The organism is Vibrio sp. Vb0349, assembly GCF_033338975.1.
Genome location: NZ_JAWOTS010000005.1, coordinates 185,303 through 204,703, shown reverse-complemented (window position 1 = coordinate 204,703; position 19,401 = coordinate 185,303). Strand labels below are relative to the sequence as shown.

The following is a 19,401-nucleotide window of genomic DNA, read 5'->3' as shown; positions in this document are numbered from 1 at the left end:
TGAGAAATCAGCGTCTTATAATTAATCAAATGTTTAATATTTTGAGAGAAGATTGTGACGGAAGCGCATCGAAGGGCGGGAAGACCCACAGATAATATCGACGCAAGGAAAAAACTGATTTTCCACGCGCGCGAACTCTTCACCATTATGGCTTACGACAAGGTCTCTACTCGCCTAGTCGCGCAGAAAGCAGGCGTGAACGTGGCGATGATTCGTTACTACTTTGGCAACAAAGAAGGCTTGTTCGAGACCATGTTGCGCGAAACACTGTCACCGATGCAAAAGCAGATGCAGACGTTGGTATCCAACAGTAACGAGCAAAACTTTCTCGATCTAATGCGCACCTACTACCGCGAAATGATCAAGGTACCACAGTTCCCACGCTTAGTTGCCCAAGTTATGAATATGCCCCCATCGGAAACCCAACGCAAACTGCTCGAAAAAGTCTTCGCAGATATCAGCAAGCCAATGCAAGGCGTGATCTTTGATAAGTTGATCGACAGTGGCGTTTTACGAAAAGACGCCGACCCTCAACTTTGTCGCGTCTCTTACATCAGCTTGATGGTGTTTCCTTTTATGGCACCACCAGCACTGCTCGCCATTCATGGCATTGAACTTTCTGAAGCCTTCTTGAACCGATTATTCGAACACAACATACAACTGATGAAACATGGATTTTTAGACTCGGGCGACCAATATGAAAATAAATAAAAAGCTGCTGTTCTTTCCTGCTCTTGCGGTTGGGGTCGTCATTCTGTTTTTGGCGATTAGCCTCAAACCAGATTTGCCCGTAAAACCCGCTGGAGATCGTGCACGGTTGGTCGAGACAATTCCTCTTGAGCTAAAAGCCATTGCTCCAGTGGCCATAGGTTTCGGCAAGATCGCACCAAAAGTGGAATGGAAAGCGATAGCCGAAGTGACGGGTAAAGTGGTCTACCGTCATCCGCAACTGGAAAAAGGACAAGTGCTGCAAGCAGGAACGGAAATATTGCGCATCGACCCACTCGATTACGAGTTGAAACTGGTTCAAGCTCAAGCCGATCTCAAATCTGCTCAAACCTCTCTGGCTAAGCTGAACCAAGAAGAAGCGAATCTCAAAAGCACACTCAAGATAGAAGCTAACCGTCTGGTTATCGCCAACAAAGAGTTAGACCGTAAACAAAACCTACGTAAAAAAGGCCTAACGTCTCAATCGGATGTAGATCAGCAAGAGCAAAGCGCACTCTCTCAACGTAAGTTAGTACTGGATATTGAAAATCAAATTGGTTTGATGCCGGATGAGAAACGAGTCGCAGAAGCCCTAGTTAAAGTTAATGCATCAAAAGTGGATGAGGCCGAACGCTCGCTTGATAAAACCATCATCACGCTTCCTTACGATTTGCGTATTGCTGAAGTCGAAATTGAGAAAAAGCAAGTGGTTAACCTCCAGCAAACCATGGTGACAGGACATGGTATTGATATCATGGAAGTGGAAGCTCAACTGTCCATTCATGACATGCAAACTTTGGCGACGAGCATCGGTGAGTTTGTCCGCGATGAATCTGGTATTCCACAACCTGATATGAATGCGATTCATGCCAACATTGAACTCAGCAGCGGTAACCTTTCTGCAAGCTGGCCTGCGAAAGTTGCACGCATCAGTGAAACGGTTGATCCAAGCCAAGCGACTGCCGGTGTGATTCTGGAAATTGAACAAGACTACCGTGCATTAAACCCAACGTCTTCGCCTCCATTGGTGAACGGCATGTTTGTGCGAGCCCTAATTGAGGGGCAAGAGAACCCGAGTTGGGTCATCCCAGAGCGTGCACTTCATGGCGATAAGATTTACCTGATGGGCGATGATAGTCGTCTGCAAGTCGTCACGGTTGAAGTGTTATATCGCCGCAATAACCAAGTGGTGATCGATGGTGAACTAGAGCAAGGTCAGAAGCTGATCATCAACGATTTGCTGCCTGCGATTAACGGCATGCTATTGAAAGAGTCACCTGAACAGTCAGAAGCCACTATTGAGGAGTCTGATTCATGATCCGATTCTTCGCCAAGCACCCAACAGCAGCCAACTTGCTGATGCTAACGCTGCTGATATTGGGGATTTCTTCACTTTCCACGATTAAGCGTGAAACTTTTCCTGAGTTTGATCCGCCCTACATCCTAGCTGGTGTGGTTTACCCCGGCGCTTCCCCGCAAGAAGTCGAAGAGAGTATCTGTGTCCGAATGGAAGATGCTGTTGATGGTCTTGCTAACATTGAAGAAACGCAATGTGAAGCGATTGAAGGCTCTGCGCGTCTTATCTTAAAACTGAATGAAGAAGCCAACATCGGCCGCATGTTGGTTGATGTTCAAACTCAGATCAATTCGATAAACGACTTCCCACAAGAAATTGAGTCTCCTGTGGTCCAAGAGCTAGATTGGAATGAGCCAGTTGTGGATGTCGCGATCACCGCAGACACCACATGGCCAGAGCTAAAAGCCTATGCAGAACAACTTAAACGCACATTAAAGCTCGATTATGATGTGTCTTTGGTTGAAGTTGCAGGCTTCTCTGACCACCAATACCGAGTAGAGTTGGACACTCAAGCCATTCGACAACTTGGCTTAAGTGTTGGCGATATTGCGGAGCAGATTGGTCGTCAGAACGTCAAGTTGCCAAGTGGTAATGTCGAAACGCCAGATAAGAACTTTCTGATCCGCTTTGACGAACGACGCGTGACGCCAGAAGAGCTTGAGACTATCGTCGTGGGCTCTGGTCCAAATGGGTCAATCATCCGTCTAAGAGACATTGCGACGATTACCGACCGATTTGAATTGGACGAACAGAAAGTCCTCTTTGATGGTCACCCTTCTGCCCTACTAAAAGTCAGCAAAAACAAAGAAGACGATGCACTGCGCATTAAAGAACGTGTTGCTCAATTTGTCGAAGAACAACAAGCTATCGCGCCAGACGGTGTGATGCTACAAATGACCAATGACCTTTCATCCGTGCTTTGGGATCGCCTGACCATGATGGTCAAAAACGGTTGGCAAGGTATCATTCTGGTCTTCGCCACCATGTGGTTGTTCTTTAGTTTTCGCTATTCCTTTTGGGTCGCAGCTGGTTTACCCGTTGCCTTCTTAGGTGGGTTATTTTTGATGGCGCAACTTGGCCTGTCCATCAACATCATGTCTTTGGTCGGGTTACTCATGGCCATCGGTATCATGATGGATGATGCCATCGTTATTGCCGAATCGATTGCCGCTCACCTCGACCGAGGAGAAGAGATCGATGATGCCGTGATAAAAGGAGTGAAAAAGGTACTGCCGGGGGTCATCTCTTCCTTTTTAACTACGGTGTGTATTTTCGGTAGCTTGTTATTTTTGCAAGGTGAAATGGGTGCGGTACTTAAAGCGGTTCCTCAAGTTCTGATCCTCGTACTGAGTTTAAGTTTGGTGGAAGCCTTCTTGATTCTACCTAACCACCTTTCTCACTCACTACACAAACAAAAGCAAGAGCGAAAAACACCGAAGTTCAAACAAAAGCTGCTCGCTTCTTTTGAAAACTTCCGCAACACCACCTTGGTCAACGCAGTGGATAAAGTGGTCGAGTATCGCTATGCCTTTATGGGCGGTGTGGTTGCCTTGCTTCTTATCTCCGCTGCCACGTTAGTAGGTGGTTTGCTCAAGTTCCAACCCTTCCCTGAACTGGATGGCGACATTGCAGAAGCGCGTATTATTCTTCCTCCGGGTTCTTCTCTGTCTCAAACGGAAGCTGTCGTCGGTAAGATCGTTGCTTCCGCTCAAAAGCTAGATAAAGAATGGACAGAAAAAGTGGAAGACGGCAATCCATTGGTTCTGCACATCACCAGTCAATTCAACGCTAACGCCGACGCGAATGAATCTGGCCCTCACATTGCCACGGTACGTCTGGATTTGCTGGGTGCAGAGAGTCGTAACACACTCATCGATGAATTTATCGATGCATGGCGCGAAGACATCGGTGAACTTGCCGATCCAATCTCACTGGTATTTAAACAACCGACCATGGGGCCAGGTGGACGAGCGATTGAAATTCGAGCGAAACATGATGATCTGGATGCGCTCAAAGCGGCCTCTATCGACATTCAGCAATACTTGAATGAGTTTGACGGTGTCCATGGCGTGTTGGATGACATGCGTATGGGTAAAGAAGAAGTCTTGGTTAAACTGCGTCCGGGTGCAGAAGCTTATGGGATTAACGGCCAACTCATCGCCAATCAATTGCGCGCGGCTTTCTTTGGCCAAACCGCAGACGAAATCCAAGTTGGGGTTGAAAACATTTCCATCGAAGTTCGCCTTGATAAAGCGCAAGCTGGTGACTTACAGCAATTGGCAAACTTCCCAATTATCTTGTCCGATGGCAGTCAAATTCCACTCGCGACCATTGCGACTTTGGATTTCCAACGTAATTACGTAAGAATCCAGCGCATCGATGGCTTGCGCACTGTGAGCGTATTCGGCGATATCGACAATACGAAAGCCAACTCAACCGCCATTATTCGTCAGTTCCAACAGGATGAAGCACCAAAGCTTATGCAAAAGTACCCTGGTCTTCGCTTTGATTTTGAAGGTGAAGCCAAAGATACCGCTGAAACTGGCGCATCAATGGGTAAAGGCTTCTTGCTTGGTTTGTTTGGCGTGTTTGCGATTCTGAGTTACCAATTCCGCAGTTATTTGGAACCATTCGTCGTCATGCTTGCGATTCCCCTCGCTTTTATTGGCGTGGTATGGGGACACATCCTACTCGGTCACTCATTAAGTATGCCAAGTATGATGGGCTTCGTCTCATTAGCAGGGATTGTGGTGAATGACTCGATTCTGTTAGTTCAGTACATACGCCATCATGTGGATGAAGGGGATAATGTACATGACTCAGTAGTCAAAGCCAGTCGGGAACGCTTTAGAGCAGTATTCCTAACATCAATGACCACTGCAGCAGGTTTGCTTCCGTTACTGACTGAAACCAGTTTGCAAGCACAGGTTATCCAACCACTGGTTATCTCCATCGTGTTTGGTATTTTCGCATCCACTCTGCTGGTGTTGTTTATGATCCCTGCTGCGTATGCCATTTTAGCTGACTTCGGCCTAGTCCATAAGCACGAAGAAATCTAAAACGACTGATAAGTAAACTTATCAAAATGAACAAGAACGGCTTAGGTCGCTTTTTGTTCAATACCAATGCGTTAAAAAACACACAATCACTTAACAAACAGAGGGTTATTGTGTCTCATTAAGTGTAAATATGAACAGTTAAGGATTAAGTATGTTGAGTTTTATATAACCAAATCAAATAACCAACACAAGATTTATAATATGTTTTATTGTCAAAAACGGCATTTCACAGAGTAAAAATACACGCAGGCAACACATTCACAATTTAAACTCACGATAATGAAAACATTGATTGAAGAATTAACATTTTAACAATCATTACAACAATGTTAACTTTAGCCTCGTTGGTCGCGCTGGTGGTAAGCCTCTCACCAAGCCTATTGTCAGTTTTATATGGACGTTCGACCACCTCCAAAATGAATAGACACCCAATTTGGTGCCCTTTTTTCGCCCGTGAAAGCATTCTTCGCGGGCTTTTTTCTTTAAGTTAAGTATGAACGCTCTGGATCAACTTTTTTTTGCCAACCTTTCGGATTTGGAGGTAGTATGCGAATCAATAAGCGGAGACAGTGCTAGCAACTCTAAAACATTTTTTTCAAAGATTTCATCCGCGTGTCTTACCCAATCTAAAAACTTTTTTTGAGCAAACATAGGCTCGATTTCATATAAAAATTCAATACTAAAGTAAAACTCATTTTTGATAGGCAAATTGTACACTCTTCGATAGTCTTTTTTATACTCCAAATTTCCTTCTACATATTTTGAAAATGTATTTCCACCAATCTTGATATCTTGGCATTTGATTGGAGGGTAACCACGAAGAAACTCTCCTACAAGGAACTCTTCTTTCGCTCTCTTTTTTTCTTCGTTTATCGGGTCCATTCCCCAACGATGATTTGCATACGCAATGGCATCATTCATCAACTCTGTATGATCACCTTTTTGAGAACCGTCAGGTGACTCTACAGCATGATAAAAATCTACGTACTCTTTCTCTATAAATGAAGATAGTTGATTAACACTAGTAATATATTTATCTGCAGACTTAATCCTTAACCTAATATATAAACCACCTTGTTTATTGATTGGTAATAGTGGATTTATTATTTTATTTTGAAAAGAGAAATAAATCGTGGCCAAGTTTATAAACTTTTCATGCCGCTCTACTTTTGAATCAATATTGAATCGTTGTAATTCAATAAAATCTTGGTATACATGACCTTCATATATATTGTTCGGACATTCAAATGATAGTACTAAGTCATCTATCTGGAATACATTATGTAACAAGTGTGCAAAATCTGGTTTCCCTCTAAACCCATCTTTAAAGATTTTGATAAAATTCATATTTATATCTCTTGTTATTTAAATATGTATTGATATTTGTGATAGGCTCTATACTAAATCCATTGGCTTTATATGCGCCATGGCGTACAAAGGTAAATAGACATCCAATTTGATTCATTTTTCTCTCATGGCTACATACTTTGCTAGCTTTTCTTGACGCTGTGTTACTCTGCCTTAGTTTTTTCGTTCAATCCCTTTACCGCTTTGGCTGTATACGAGTCGATGAGCGGAGACAAATCCAGTAATTCCAATACTTTTTTTTCAAAGGTTTCATCCGCACTTCTCACCCAATCTAAAAACTTCTGCTTAGCAAACATCGATTCGTACTTATACCAAAACTCGATGCTCAGGTAGAATTCATTTTTTATGGGTAAATTGTATACTCTTCGTAATTCACTCTTATACTTAAGATTACCTTCTGAGTATTTTGAGTATTTGTTTTTTCCAACTTCAACTATCTCACACTTTATTGGTGGATAACCACTTAAGAAACCTCTAATTAAATATTCTTCTTTTTCTCTTTTTCGGTGTTCACTTTCTGGAATTTCTCCCCATTGTTTATTCGCACGCTTAGTCAATTCTTTCATCAAGTCTGTATGATACCCCCTCATAGAGCCTTCACTTTGCTCCGGGGCATGATAAAAATCATAATATTCTCTCTCTAAAAATGAGGACAATTGACTAATATTATCAATATCTTCTCCAGTAGATTTAACCCGTAGCCTAATATATAATCCACCTTGTTTGTTAATAGGAAGCAAAGGGTTTAATATTTTCTTCTGAAACAAAAAATATACCATAGCTAACTTTACAAACCTTTCATGCCTCTCTATTTTTGATTCAACATCGAACTGTTCTAAATTAACAAGATCCTGGTATACATGTCCTTCATATATGTTGTTCGGACACTCAAATGACAGCACTAAGTCATCTATCTGGAACGCATTATGTAATAAGTCAGAGAAATCCGGCTTTCCTCTAAAACCATCTTTACACATTTTAATAAAACTCATATGTCTATCTCTTACTCTTCAAATATGCATCAATACCTTTAAACGAACGCCTGCAATATGAGTTCTAATTCAAGTAAAGGTAAGCCACATACTAAGGTATTATGAAGGTCAAAAAGGAGATCGGATCTTTTCAAAATTTTAAATATCTAACATCACCTCCACTTTACTGAAATCTACACTTTTAAAAGTTACATCCGCTCCATCCAGCAATAGCTCATCAAACACGCCAACTATTGATAATAGGCTTGAGGATCTGATCTCCACCCATGAAATGAGAAACAAAAAAGCCAGCCTTAAAAGGCTGGCAAGTAGAGCAACAAGGTCAGTGCTTACTGCTAACTAACACCGAACTCGTATTGGATTCATTTTCGTCTGTTAGTCTCTTTTATCGGCGTTTATGACTTGCTTGCTTTCTCTTTGTGGCACGTTACCTTTACTAACTGTTCTTGCTCATCTTTAATGTTTTTCACGATACGCTCATCACGTGCGTGAATGGCATCCATGTTCATTTGCTGAATATCTGCTATAGCTTCATGTTTCATTTCAGAAAAGTCCTGACGTAAATCTGAGCTCCACTCCTCTTTGTCTAAAGTGTTAGCAGCAGCGATTGGTGATGACATTACAGCAATAAGACTTAGAGTAGATAGAAATACGCTTTTCATAATAAGCTCCTTGAGGATTAGCAGTTAATTTTAATTACAATTCATATATTGCACATACGATGCCAACTTTTATTTTGTTATTTTTCAACAACTTAAATAAAACCTCATATTCAACGTTATCTTCGTCTGGTAAATTTCGCTAACCAAGTGTCAAATTAACCATGCGAATTTAAAACATTAGAAACATACATATTAGAAATGCTTTGTCAGGCAGTTTTCTCATCAGATAATTACGTAACTGCCCACTAAAAAATCACTTTGAATCAAAATGCGGAAACAAAAAAGCAGCCCGAAGGCTGCTCCTAATCGTTAACATCAAGCTTGTTAACTCGATACGCTTGCTTCAACGCTCGACGTCACTGGCGACTTTCTGAAACGATTAATCAAACGATGGATAAACCTCTTAATCGATCTGAAAATATTTTTAATATCTTCAAGCATTAAATACAAACAAGGCACCAACACTAAAGTCAGAACCGTTGCGTACAACACCGCAAAGCCCAAAGCGACAGCCATCGGTATGACAAAACGCGCCTGCAAACTCGTTTCAAACATTATCGGCAATACACCCGCAAACGTCGTTATTGAGGTGAGCGTGATAGCTCGAAAACGAGCACAACCCGCCTCAACAACCGCTTGTTTGATGTTCATACCCTTTTCTCTCACTTGGTTTACGTAATCTGTCATAACCAGAGAGTCGTTGATAACCACGCCAGCAGCGGCGATCAAACCAAATGTCGACATCATACTGATGTCTAAACCTAGCCAGAAATGGCCCCAAATCGCCCCCGTCAGACTAAACGGAATGACGGACATTACAATCAAAGGTTGGGTATAACTTTTTAACGGTACAGCTAACAAGATGTAGACGATGATCATGCCTGCAATAAAGAACAAAATCTGTTCATTACGCTGCGCAGCCTGCTCTTCAATATCACCGCCCAATTCTGTTTTCACAGTTGGGAAGGCTTGCTTCATGTCCGGTAAGATATTGTCGTCAATGACCTTCACGATTTCTTGAGGTTCAACCAATTCTTCGTCTATGGAACCATAAACATAAACGGTTTGATACCCGCCTTCACGTCGAATGCTACTCACGCCCGGCTGCTCGTTGATCTTCACCACATCACCTAGCATGACCTTCTTACCTGCTGGTGTTGTAATCACGGCGTAACGCAATGATGAGAATGCTTCACGCGTCAGTTGCGGGTAACGCACCATAACTTTAATTTCTTCACCATCACGAATAATGCGCTGTGCTTCGCCACCATAAAAGCTGCCACCAACTTGCTCTGCGATCATGGTGAGATCCAGACCGAGATCGTACGCTACAGGCGCAAGAGACAGGAGTACTTCTTTGCTTCCAGAATCAATAGAAGATGAAATATCATATAACCCTTCTTCCAGCTGTAAACGCTCTATCAAGTAACGCCCAGCCTCGTTGAGCTCATTGATGTTAGAACCAAACAACAAGTAGCCAAACTCATCTCTGTCACCACCACCCGCACTCTGCTCGCGGATTTTGATGCTCTTCATACCTGGAATAACAGGCATAGCTTCACGCCAACGTCGAGCCAGTTCAAATGTATTGAACGGGCGTAACTCTTCATCAACCAGAGGTACTAATACACGACCTTCGGTGCGGCTTCTGTTGTACGACAGCACATCACGAATCATTCCTTGACCATGTTCTGCAATGGTCTCAGATTCGATCTTTTGCATGACACGTTCAATAGTCTTGAGTGCACTGATTGTCTGCTCACTTGAAACGGTATCATTCATTTCAATAGTGATCGCAGGATAGTCGGTCGGCACTTTAGGGTTAGGGATCACCCGAACATAATTCGCGTTGATCAAAGCCGCGCTGATCAGCAGTAAACCACAGAACACAGCAAACACTGTCCAGCGCCAATGGGTGCATGTTGTTACAAAGTTACGATACGGACCGTTTACAAAGCCGAAGAAACGTTGGTTGAAACGATCTCGCCATCCACCAGGCTTGACTGGTTTAAAATGGGTATGCGCCAAGTGCGCTGGTAGGATCAACTTTGATTCAATCAAACTGAAGATCAAACAAAGAATCACAACCCCCGCGATACCATAAAAGAAGGCACTATCAATACCGCTAGACAACAAGAAAGGGGCAAACACAGCAATTGTGGTTAACACACCGAAAGTGGCTGGTGTGGCAACACGTTTTACACCACGAACCACGTTTTCGACGCCACCGCCTTTTTCTTCAATTTCGCTGTAAGCGCTCTCTCCCATCACGATGGCGTCATCAACTACAATTCCGAGCACCATAATGAAAGCGAACAGCGAGACGATGTTCACTGTAATACCCAAAGCTGGCATCATCATCACCGCACCAAGGAAACACACTGGTAAGCCGATCATTACCCAGATAGCCAAGCGGAAACGTAGGAAAATGGTCAGCATAATCGCGACTAATGCAGCGCCTTGCAGCAAGTTTTTCAACATCATGTCGAGACGCCCATTTAAATAATAAGTCGTATCAACCAAGACTTTGAGCTTAACATCCTGCGGCAATGTCTTGTTTTTTGCTTCAATATAATTACGAACGGACTGTGCAACAGGGATAATGTTCTGATCACGAGTTGCTTCAACAGACATGTAGATCGCATTTTGCCCTGAGTATTCAAAATAGCGCTCTTCTTCCGTAAAGCCATCTTTGATCGTGGCGATATCTTGCAGTAAAACCTTCGCACCATTTGCGCCAAGCTTTACAGGAATATTTCTAAACTCATCACCACGGTAGTATTGGTTTTCAATCCTTACTGCAATCATCCCTGAGTTTGTTTTTACTTCGCCCGCAGAAAAGTTGGCTGAGTAACGGCTGATCGCGCTGCTGATATCGCTCAACGTCAGGTCGTATTTACGAAGAACAAGTGGGTCTACTTCAATCGCTATTTCTTCTTCTGGCGCACTCAGATACACCAGCATGACGTTTTCTAACTGAAGTAATTCATCTTCGATTTGCTTAGCAATCGGTTTAAGCTCCTCGAGCGGTCGGTCCCCAACTAACCCCATTTCAATTACATCTTGGCGCCATTCAACTTGGTAAACATTGATTGGTTCCATGCCCGCTGGTAGGTTAGACAAGGTATCAATACGTTGATTTACATCATCTAAGACACGCTTGATATCGGCATTAACGTCTACCTCGATAGAAACATAAGCGCTACCTCTAGAGGCCGTTGAGACTGCTTTTTTAATCCCGGTGACGTCTTTAATCGATTCCTCGACCTTAACGAGAATACTCTCTTCTATCTCTTGAGGAGAAGCGCCAGGATAAGTCGCACGAACATCAATGTAGTTCACCTCAATATTCGGAAACATCTGCCTTTGAATAAAGAGAAAACTCACCACACCCATGATAATGATGAACACCATCAAAAGGTTGGCAGCGACGGGGTTATTCGCAAAATAGGCAATCAAGCCCTTTTGTTTAGTATCTTCCATGACAAACTCCTACTTACTGTACGACGGTTTCGGAGTCGTCACTCTTTTTTGCGATTTGTACCGCCATGCCTTTTTGAGGGTACTCTGGTAAGGTCAGTACCAACTTATCACTTTGCTCTAAGCCTTCGCCCACCAGCAAAAACTCACCTTCTGCTCTCCAAACCGTGACAGTTCTGGGTTGAAGTTGATTATCGCCATTCACCACCCACACGGTACGATTTTTTACTAATTCCTGTGGTAAGCGGTAGATATGCTTAAGTTCCTTACCAGTGAAGCTCACTTCAACGTAGGAGCCGAATTTAATTGGAGGCTGCTGGTTATCGACACCGTATGGGTCCGCGATTTGAATGACCATGTTAATCATTCGGGTAGCGCTATCAATCATGCCTAAATCACGAACTACTCGACCTTCTCTAGTGGTAGAAAATACACCTTGCTGCGTCACTGTCGCAGTGAGTTCACCAATGGATTCGGGTAAAAATGCACTATCAAAACCGGCAATGGGTACATGCACCTCTGCCACTTCGATGTTGTTTAACGTGGCTACTCGAGAACCAGATGTAACAAATTGACCAACACCAATATCACGCTCAACAACCAGCGCATCGTAAGGTGCAACGACTTTGCAATTTTCTAACTCTCTTTTTGCTCGTTTGAGTGCCGCTTGAGCCGACTTCACTTGGGCTTGTGCGCTCAAAACGTGAGGCTTGCGTAAATACAGATCCGTCACTTGCTTATCGCTCAGTCTCTTTGCCTGACGTTTTGCAACTTCGGCTTTCGCTTGTTCCTCAATCAAGTTTGCGCGTGCACTAGCTAAATCGGCTTCAGCTTGTAAAACCGACGCTTCATAGTTGTCACTTTCAATTGTGAAAAGAACCTCTCCTCGTTTCACGATGCCACCCGTTACAAAATTCGGGTGCCAACTTATCACTTCACCACTGACTTGCGCGGAAAGGTGTGTTTTTTCAAAAGGGACTAATTCACCGTGACTGGTAATCACCACTTTGTGATCAGTAGGAAAAAGAGAAGAAGCCTGAACAGTAGGTTCTGTAATTGCATCTTTGGTTGACTCTTTTTCCGGCGCAGTTGCGGCAATTGCAGCATATCCTGCATAAGAGCCTCCAACGACGACGAAGGGTAAAAGCCAACGTAATATGGGTTTTGCTAACATCGAAAATCCTTTTTTATTGTTGTTTTCAACACCACACTTTTATTCAGTCCATTGCTCCCGGTAAGCATGGTGGTGAGAGAATTGAATTTGAATAAACATCAAAGCGGCGCTTGCCTAGTCTTTTAAGCAGCTAACTAGATAGTTATTGCCAATTCAAAGTTAATAAAATTAACAAAAAATTAACCAACTGCGCAAGTTGCTCTGACTTAACTTTTATTCTAAACAGCAAATGACATGCCAAGCATTTATTTATTAAAAATCATATGGTTATATAAAAACCATTATTTTATCCAGTGTGCTATTGGTCATAATCACCAGATATTAGTGATTATGACCAATACGGCCATAATGATAATTAAAATAAATGATTATCTGCGCTCTAAAAGTTGAACTTAGTGCAGGTTCTATGGCAATTCATTGATTAATCGCTCGTTATCAAACGGTTCTGGGTGCATGTGGCGTCAGCTTAAGTCTATAATTTGGAGTAGGTAACACTCTGTAAGACAAGGAAATGTGCTTTGTTACAAACGCTCGCCAAGTTGCTCTTCCCCTCGCTGCTCACTATTTTATCGGCATGCTCATCCGTATCGTTGAATGACGCCAGTGAAAAGTCCACCAGCTTTCAGCTCGGTTATCAAAAGGATTCTGTTCTTGCGCAGTACTTTGAAGCTTACGGGAGAGACCCTAAGTCCATAACTGGCTTTGCACCGTTAAATCAGGGACACGATGCCCTTCTTGCTCGAACCTCTTTGATCGAGTCCGCCCAGAAAAGCCTTGATCTTCAATACTATATTTACCGTGGTGACGAAACGAGTCAGCTAATAACGTGGCGCTTGTATGAAGCGGCAAAGCGTGGTGTTCGAGTAAGGCTGTTGCTTGACGATATGCAAAAGCGAAACGACGATGTGATGGCTGCCCTCAATGCACATCCTAATATAGAAATCCGCTTATTTAACCCGCATCAGTATCGCGACTCCCGTTGGTTCGCTCTTGCTAGCGATTTTGAACGCCTTAATCGTCGTATGCACAATAAGTCTCTGATTGCAGACAGTGTTTCCGCCATTGTCGGAGGTAGAAATATCGGCAATGAATACTTCTCTTTTGAATCGCAAGTTGAGTTTGGTGATTTTGATCTTCTGCTCTATGGTGAGGCGGTACAACAAACTGCCGATCAGTTCGACCTCTACTGGAATAGCGCCTATTCGATACCAATGGAATGGATTACACCGAATTCACAGCAAATTACCGACCAAGCGATTCAAAAGCAGGTCAATAAACTCCGGTTAGAGGAAAAGTTTTCAACCGGCCGCTATGACTTCACTCAACTGGATATGTACCAAGATCTAAAACAAGGCAAACTCAAGCTCTACTGGGGAGAAGCGAAAGTATGGTTTGATCTGCCCGATAAAGTCGCGACCCGAGAGAGCCAACTTATTGATAATTTGTCGGAACTGGTTAAAAGTGTTGAGGGTTCATTTGTGCTCATTTCTCCCTATTTCGTTCCAACTGAAGCAGGTACTCAAGCATTAAGTAACGCGGCCAAGCGAGGCGTTGATATCACGATTGTGACCAATAGCCTCGCGTCTAACGATGTGTTTGCCGTGCATGGTTGGTACGCAAAATATCGAAAAGATCTACTCGAAGCTGGAATCAAGCTTTGGGAAGTAAAAGCGAGCGCGAAACTCAAAAGTAAGTGGAGCCTTACGGGGAGTAGCAGAGCAAGTTTACACGCTAAAGCAATGACGATTGATAACAAAACACTTTTCGTTGGTTCGATGAACTGGGACCCACGTTCGGCCGCTTTGAATACCGAAATGGCCGTTGTTATCGAACAGCCAGAATATGTGCAAATGTTTCTAGAACAACTGCCGAATCAACTGTCGAGTAACGCCTACGCCTTAACTCTGCGCGACGGGGACATTGTCTGGACCGACGTAAAAACAGGCGAAGAATACGACTCCGAACCAGAAGCAGGAGTATGGCGAAAAATGGGCGCTTGGTTCTCCGGAATATTACCGATTGAAGATCAGCTATAACAGCTGCCAATACTGCAAACCTCCCCAGTCAAGCAAAACAAAATGGACGCTAGTTTTGGGCAGGGGACACAACCAACATAAGGAAGTTCAATGCCAGCGCAATGGAATGAATACTATCAGAAAATTTTAAGCCAACCTCACCGCCCAAACGTGGAAAATGCCGTAAACCAACTTAAGATAGAAGGCAAAGTCGCTCTTGATATTGGCTGCGGAATAGGTCGAGACAGCCACTTTCTACTCGAACAGGGATTTAAGGTTCACGCATGTGATAGCAATGAAGATGCAGTAAAAACTTGTTTAACACGCTTTGAAGGTAATAAACGATTTTCGGTTTCGCAGTGCTGTTTTACTGAATTTAATTACCCTCAGTGCAGCTTGGTTATCGCAAATGCCAGTTTGTTCTTTTGCCCTGACACAGGCTTCAAACAAGTCTGGACAAAAATAGACAGCGCATTACAACCGGGCGGTATCTTCTGCGGCGATTTCTTGGGAGTGAAAGACTCCTGGGTTACCTCCGAAATGCACCCAAACATTACCGCATTAACAAAAAAGGAAGTGGAAAGCTTATTCGAAGGTTACGACCTCATTTCATTGCATGAAAGAGATGAAGACGGGACCACTGTAGTCGGAAGCCAAAAACATTGGCACATGTTTAGTGTGACCGCTCGAAAGCGCTAAAAATGGTCTCTCAGTAAAGAAAGCAGCACTTCAAATCAGTGCTGCTATCAGAGATTAATTGACGGGATACACCACTTCAAAACGCTCTAAAACCAGCGTACGTTTCTCATGCCAATCGATGTTCAACTCATCGCATTCAGCTTTAAAAAATGCAGTATGAGCATCACGCCACCAGTTTAAGGTTCTATCACCTTCGCCTTCTGCGTAGGCAAACTCTGCGGTTACATTCTCATATTTGCATGTACTTACGTCAGTAATTCGTATCACGCAAACCGGGTCCCCATCCCAATTCGTCACTACTTGTAAATGACCGACTTGGGGCATGGTTTCACCATGTTCTCGATACCAAAGCTCCAAACTGCACGATGCAGTTTTCTGTCCAATACGAACCAAGTCTGCGCATACATTCGCGTTGTATTCATCGGCACAATAATAGTCAGCACTGACTGATGGTACAGCTTCCCTTTGTTCTGGTGATAATAATTCTAGGAATTGTTCTAAGTAATCCTTAGCTCGCGCGTCCATGCTCACTCCATTAATCATAAATTCGCAAGGAGGATAAAAGATATCACAACAAATAACCACCAGGAACAAACTGAAAAACAACAAGAATATGACTTCTACGAAGACGACTGTTATTTCTTTTGTAATAACTTTGCTAAACGTTTGTGCTATTTGCTATTGTTGCATGGTCTATCTGTACTCTTCTCGTGAAAGGACGTTATATGCGCTTATTTATTGGTATTTTTTTCTCGCTGATACTTGCCTTGCCAACAATGGCATCGGAGGAAAAGTATTCAGAATCGGATCTGTTAGATAGACCATTAATGGAACGCTATATTTTAGATGAACTAAAAGCGCTGCGTCAGGACTATCAAAGCCTAGAAAAGCGAATGATCACAGAGATCACCGATCGCGAGCTAACGGTCGCAGATAAATCGTTGAACTATGCCAACGTGACCGTTACATACTTCTTCTACATCATTGCTGGTGTCGCATCTCTGATTGCCTTTGTCGGATGGCAATCTCTGCGTGAGTTTAAACACAACACCAAAGAGATGGCTGATAAACGATTGGAGAAGATCGCCCAAGAATACGAGAAAAAGTTTGTCGCTCTTGAGCGAGATTTAAAACGCAAAACTCGCATTATCAGTGAAAACAACAAAGAGATTGAGAAAATCAACGAGATCCATAACTTATGGCTACGTGCACAAAGCTCTCAAACTCCAGAACAACGTATTGAAATCTATGATGAAATCTTATTAATTCGTCCAGGTGATTTAGAAGCGTTGACTTACAAAGCCGACGCAGCGATGGAAATCAACGAATACCATTGGGCACTTAGCATTTGTAACCGCGTACTTGAAGTCGATTACACCAACGGCCCTGCACTGTATCAACGCGCGTGTGCATACTCTCGCCTTGGTATCGAAGAGCAAGCTATTGAAGACTTGGAACGCGCAATTGAATACAGCCCATCCATTCGTGATTTACTTGCTGAAGAACGAGACCTCGAATTGCTGCACGGTAATGAGCGTTTTGAAAAGCTCTTACATCTAGCAAGCGAATAATGGAATAAACAGCATGAGCAGCCACTTTAATCTAGAAGACGCTAGCCAAGTATTGGTTGGCGCTTTTGCCCTAGCAGTCCCGATCTCATTTTCGGAGGAAGCGTGGCGATTGGGTGAGAGCCTACCAATGGCAAACTTGCTCATGCTGTTAAGTCTTTCTGTCATTTTCCTCAGTTTTTTCGCGTATCAAAGCGTGTTTCAAAGCCACATCAAGAATCGCGTATCCATCTTTATTTTTCGTGTGGTTATCGCGTACCTCATTGCGGCCGTTGTGGTAGCGTTAGTTCTTTTCTGTCTTGATAAGCTGCCACTCATGAATGAGCCTTTGGTTGCGATAAAGCGCGTTATCGTCATCACAATGCCTGCTTCGATGGGCGCGATCGTAGTCGACAGTTTCGACAAAGAATAGAGATAATCGCTACTCTTCTTCTAACGTTAAGTTCGACCCCGAGTGGTCTTTCCCTAATACATCTTCAGGGTTTCGCAGTGCGCAGGTTTCTAACGACAAGCACCCGCAGCCAATGCATCCGCCTAAATCGTTTTGCAACGCTTTAAGTTTTTGAATCTTTTGTTCTAACTGTTCATGCCAATGGCTTGCCATTTCTTCCCATTGCGCTTTGTTAGGGGCTTGGTGTTTCGGCAGTTCATCTAACGCATGTTTAATTTCTTCTAACGACAACCCAACTTGCTGCGCTGCTTTGATCACCGCAACACGGCGCAACACACTGCGATGGTAGCGACGCTGATTACCTTGATTTCTCCAGCTCGAAATCAGTCCTTTTTGCTCGTAAAAATGTAGGGCAGATACTTTCACTCCAGAACGTTTTGCCACTTCTCCTACGCTGATTTCCATCCTTGACTCCCTGCGTATCAATTTTGTTAAAAAAATGCTTTACCTCAAGTTTACTTGAGGTTTTAAAGTTGCACCATCTTAATTAACGCTAAACCCCGGCGATCTCAAGATAATGTGTTCAGCGCGAACGACTTGGTTGTTAACCACAAGACAGTTGGACATCAACCTTTTGAAATCCATCGGGAGTTAGAGGCAAACATAATGAAAAATAAAACTCAGCCGTACTTAGCTGGCCGCTTCTTCGACAGTATCTCCTCTGGCTTATTCATGATGGCGCTGCCATGGGTCATGCTTTCCGAACCTAACATGGGCACTTTCGTAGCTTTAGTTTCTCTGAGCTGCACCGCGATTTCTTTTCTAGCAACGCCTTTCTTTTCCACTTTAATTGACCGACATTCACGCAAAGTACTACTCGTGCTCAATCAATGGTTTCAATCGGGTATGGCTTTGGTGGTGTTCATTGCTTATTGGTTAGGGTTTGAGTCACACTGGTTGCTGGCTTTTGCGCAATTGGTGTATTGGGTTTCGAGTAATTTTGCATGGACGACCAACAATGCCTTCACCCAAGAAAATTATCAGCACCATGAGTATGCGAAAATTTCGGGTCAGCAAGAAATTGTAATGCAATCCACGACCCTCGGAGCTGGCGCGTTGGGTATTGTTTTGCTTGAAGTGTGGGGCATGAAAGAGTTTGCTTTGTTTGCGGCCAGCGCCTCTGCGTTAGCAGCGATGTTCTATATTCTGACGCCTTATACTCAACAATTAAGGGCATCAAAATCCGTTGCTTTCATCGCGCAACTCAAAGAGAGCAAACAAATATTCCGTCTCGAACCCCGATTTTATGGCTTTATTCTGCTCTCTTGCCTCTCTTATCCTGCATTGACGTATTTGAGCAAACTGGTGCCGATTTGGTTTTCTGAACAAGGCATCTCTGGCGATTGGTTTGCAGGGTTCAACATCAGTTTTGGCCTCGGCTCGTTGCTAACCGGCTTTATTGTCACCAAAGTGCTAAACCGTGCCTCCCATAGCCACATTATGTTCGCTTCGATGGTTATGGTCTCTTTTGCGCTTATCGGGATGAGTTTTACGATGAGCCCGCATATCATCTTGTTGTTTACGGCGCTGTTTGGCGTATTTAACGCGCTAAATCGCATTGCGAGAGTCAACTGGATGCATCACACCGTAGCGGTTCATCAACGAGGTCGCGTCGATGGCGGCATCAGCATGTTTGCCACCACCATTCAATCTCTCAGTTACGTCCTGATTGCAATATTGAGTCATTACGAACTAACACAATACGGTTTTGCAATCGCAGCTGCTGTCATGGTGTTAGCAGTGATTTTAATGGGATTACTCAGCCGAGACGTCGAGCCGTTTAACGACCTGCCCCTTCATGCAGCAGCAAAGTGAAGCATAGAAATTGAGAAGTTGAGAAATTGAAAAAGCGAGATAGGAAGGCAACC

At 43.4% G+C, this 19,401-nt stretch carries 15 protein-coding genes; 8 read left to right on the top strand and 7 right to left on the bottom strand.

All coding sequences use genetic code 11. The annotated features are described in order from the left end of the window. Positions 1 to 54 precede the first annotated feature (54 nt). Genes R7Q47_RS08710 through R7Q47_RS08700 form a run of 3 tightly spaced genes read left to right on the top strand, consistent with a single transcriptional unit; the run spans position 55 to position 5,124 of the window. Positions 55 to 711 carry a TetR/AcrR family transcriptional regulator gene (locus R7Q47_RS08710; RefSeq protein WP_025998534.1) on the top strand — a complete coding sequence of 219 codons (657 nt, stop codon included), beginning with the start codon at positions 55 to 57 and terminating at the stop codon, positions 709 to 711. Next, entirely contained in the window at positions 698 to 2,026 is a 1,329-nt protein-coding gene (locus R7Q47_RS08705; RefSeq protein WP_258509836.1) for an efflux RND transporter periplasmic adaptor subunit, read from the top strand. Before R7Q47_RS08710 ends, R7Q47_RS08705 begins: the two co-directional genes overlap by 14 nt. Then, positions 2,023 to 5,124, top strand: a complete 3,102-nt coding sequence (locus tag R7Q47_RS08700; RefSeq protein WP_318088926.1) for an efflux RND transporter permease subunit — start codon at positions 2,023 to 2,025, stop codon at positions 5,122 to 5,124. The genes R7Q47_RS08705 and R7Q47_RS08700 overlap by 4 nt, the downstream gene beginning before the upstream one ends. Before the next feature lie 507 nt (positions 5,125 to 5,631). On the opposite strand, the gene R7Q47_RS08695 is transcribed toward R7Q47_RS08700, so the two are convergent. The 5 genes from R7Q47_RS08695 to R7Q47_RS08675 all read right to left on the bottom strand — a co-directional run bounded on the left by R7Q47_RS08695 (position 5,632) and on the right by R7Q47_RS08675 (position 12,800). After that, on the bottom strand, positions 5,632 to 6,471 hold the full coding sequence (locus R7Q47_RS08695) for a hypothetical protein (protein ID WP_033906310.1): 840 nt from the start codon (positions 6,469 to 6,471) through the stop codon (positions 5,632 to 5,634). A 164-nt stretch (positions 6,472 to 6,635) separates the two neighbouring features. After that, the gene (locus tag R7Q47_RS08690) at positions 6,636 to 7,484 is read right to left on the bottom strand and encodes a DNAase (RefSeq protein ID WP_318088925.1); all 849 of its coding nucleotides are present in this window, start codon (positions 7,482 to 7,484) and stop codon (positions 6,636 to 6,638) included. A 395-nt stretch (positions 7,485 to 7,879) separates the two neighbouring features. Beyond that, positions 7,880 to 8,146, bottom strand: a complete 267-nt coding sequence (locus tag R7Q47_RS08685; RefSeq protein WP_005373876.1) for a hypothetical protein — start codon at positions 8,144 to 8,146, stop codon at positions 7,880 to 7,882. Positions 8,147 to 8,470: 324 nt separating this feature from the next. Then, positions 8,471 to 11,629: an efflux RND transporter permease subunit gene (locus R7Q47_RS08680; protein WP_154204200.1), complete on the bottom strand. Its 3,159-nt coding sequence runs from the start codon at positions 11,627 to 11,629 to the stop codon at positions 8,471 to 8,473. 13 nt (positions 11,630 to 11,642) lie between these two features. Beyond that, positions 11,643 to 12,800, bottom strand: a complete 1,158-nt coding sequence (locus tag R7Q47_RS08675; RefSeq protein ID WP_154204199.1) for an efflux RND transporter periplasmic adaptor subunit — start codon at positions 12,798 to 12,800, stop codon at positions 11,643 to 11,645. A gap of 518 nt (positions 12,801 to 13,318) precedes the next feature. On the opposite strand from R7Q47_RS08675, the gene R7Q47_RS08670 reads away from it, so the two are divergent. Beyond that, positions 13,319 to 14,836: a phospholipase D family protein gene (locus R7Q47_RS08670; RefSeq protein WP_154204198.1), complete on the top strand. Its 1,518-nt coding sequence runs from the start codon at positions 13,319 to 13,321 to the stop codon at positions 14,834 to 14,836. Positions 14,837 to 14,926: 90 nt separating this feature from the next. Next, positions 14,927 to 15,514 carry a class I SAM-dependent methyltransferase gene (locus R7Q47_RS08665; RefSeq protein WP_017819795.1) on the top strand — a complete coding sequence of 196 codons (588 nt, stop codon included), beginning with the start codon at positions 14,927 to 14,929 and terminating at the stop codon, positions 15,512 to 15,514. 54 nt (positions 15,515 to 15,568) lie between these two features. On the opposite strand, the gene R7Q47_RS08660 is transcribed toward R7Q47_RS08665, so the two are convergent. Continuing rightward, positions 15,569 to 16,039, bottom strand: a complete 471-nt coding sequence (locus R7Q47_RS08660; protein ID WP_017819794.1) for an ASCH domain-containing protein — start codon at positions 16,037 to 16,039, stop codon at positions 15,569 to 15,571. Positions 16,040 to 16,239: 200 nt separating this feature from the next. Between R7Q47_RS08660 and R7Q47_RS08655 the strand changes: the two genes are divergently transcribed. Continuing rightward, positions 16,240 to 17,085 (top strand): tetratricopeptide repeat protein, encoded by an 846-nt coding sequence (locus R7Q47_RS08655; protein ID WP_005373890.1) that lies wholly within the window; start codon positions 16,240 to 16,242, stop codon positions 17,083 to 17,085. Positions 17,086 to 17,098: 13 nt separating this feature from the next. Next, positions 17,099 to 17,494 carry a DUF2391 family protein gene (locus tag R7Q47_RS08650; RefSeq protein WP_005373896.1) on the top strand — a complete coding sequence of 132 codons (396 nt, stop codon included), beginning with the start codon at positions 17,099 to 17,101 and terminating at the stop codon, positions 17,492 to 17,494. Positions 17,495 to 17,503: 9 nt separating this feature from the next. Here the strand turns inward: R7Q47_RS08650 and soxR are convergent, their stop codons facing one another. Beyond that, positions 17,504 to 17,938, bottom strand: a complete 435-nt coding sequence (soxR, locus tag R7Q47_RS08645) for a redox-sensitive transcriptional activator SoxR (RefSeq protein WP_005373898.1) — start codon at positions 17,936 to 17,938, stop codon at positions 17,504 to 17,506. A 201-nt stretch (positions 17,939 to 18,139) separates the two neighbouring features. On the opposite strand from soxR, the gene R7Q47_RS08640 reads away from it, so the two are divergent. After that, positions 18,140 to 19,348: an MFS transporter gene (locus tag R7Q47_RS08640; protein WP_318088924.1), complete on the top strand. Its 1,209-nt coding sequence runs from the start codon at positions 18,140 to 18,142 to the stop codon at positions 19,346 to 19,348. Positions 19,349 to 19,401: the final 53 nt, after the last annotated feature.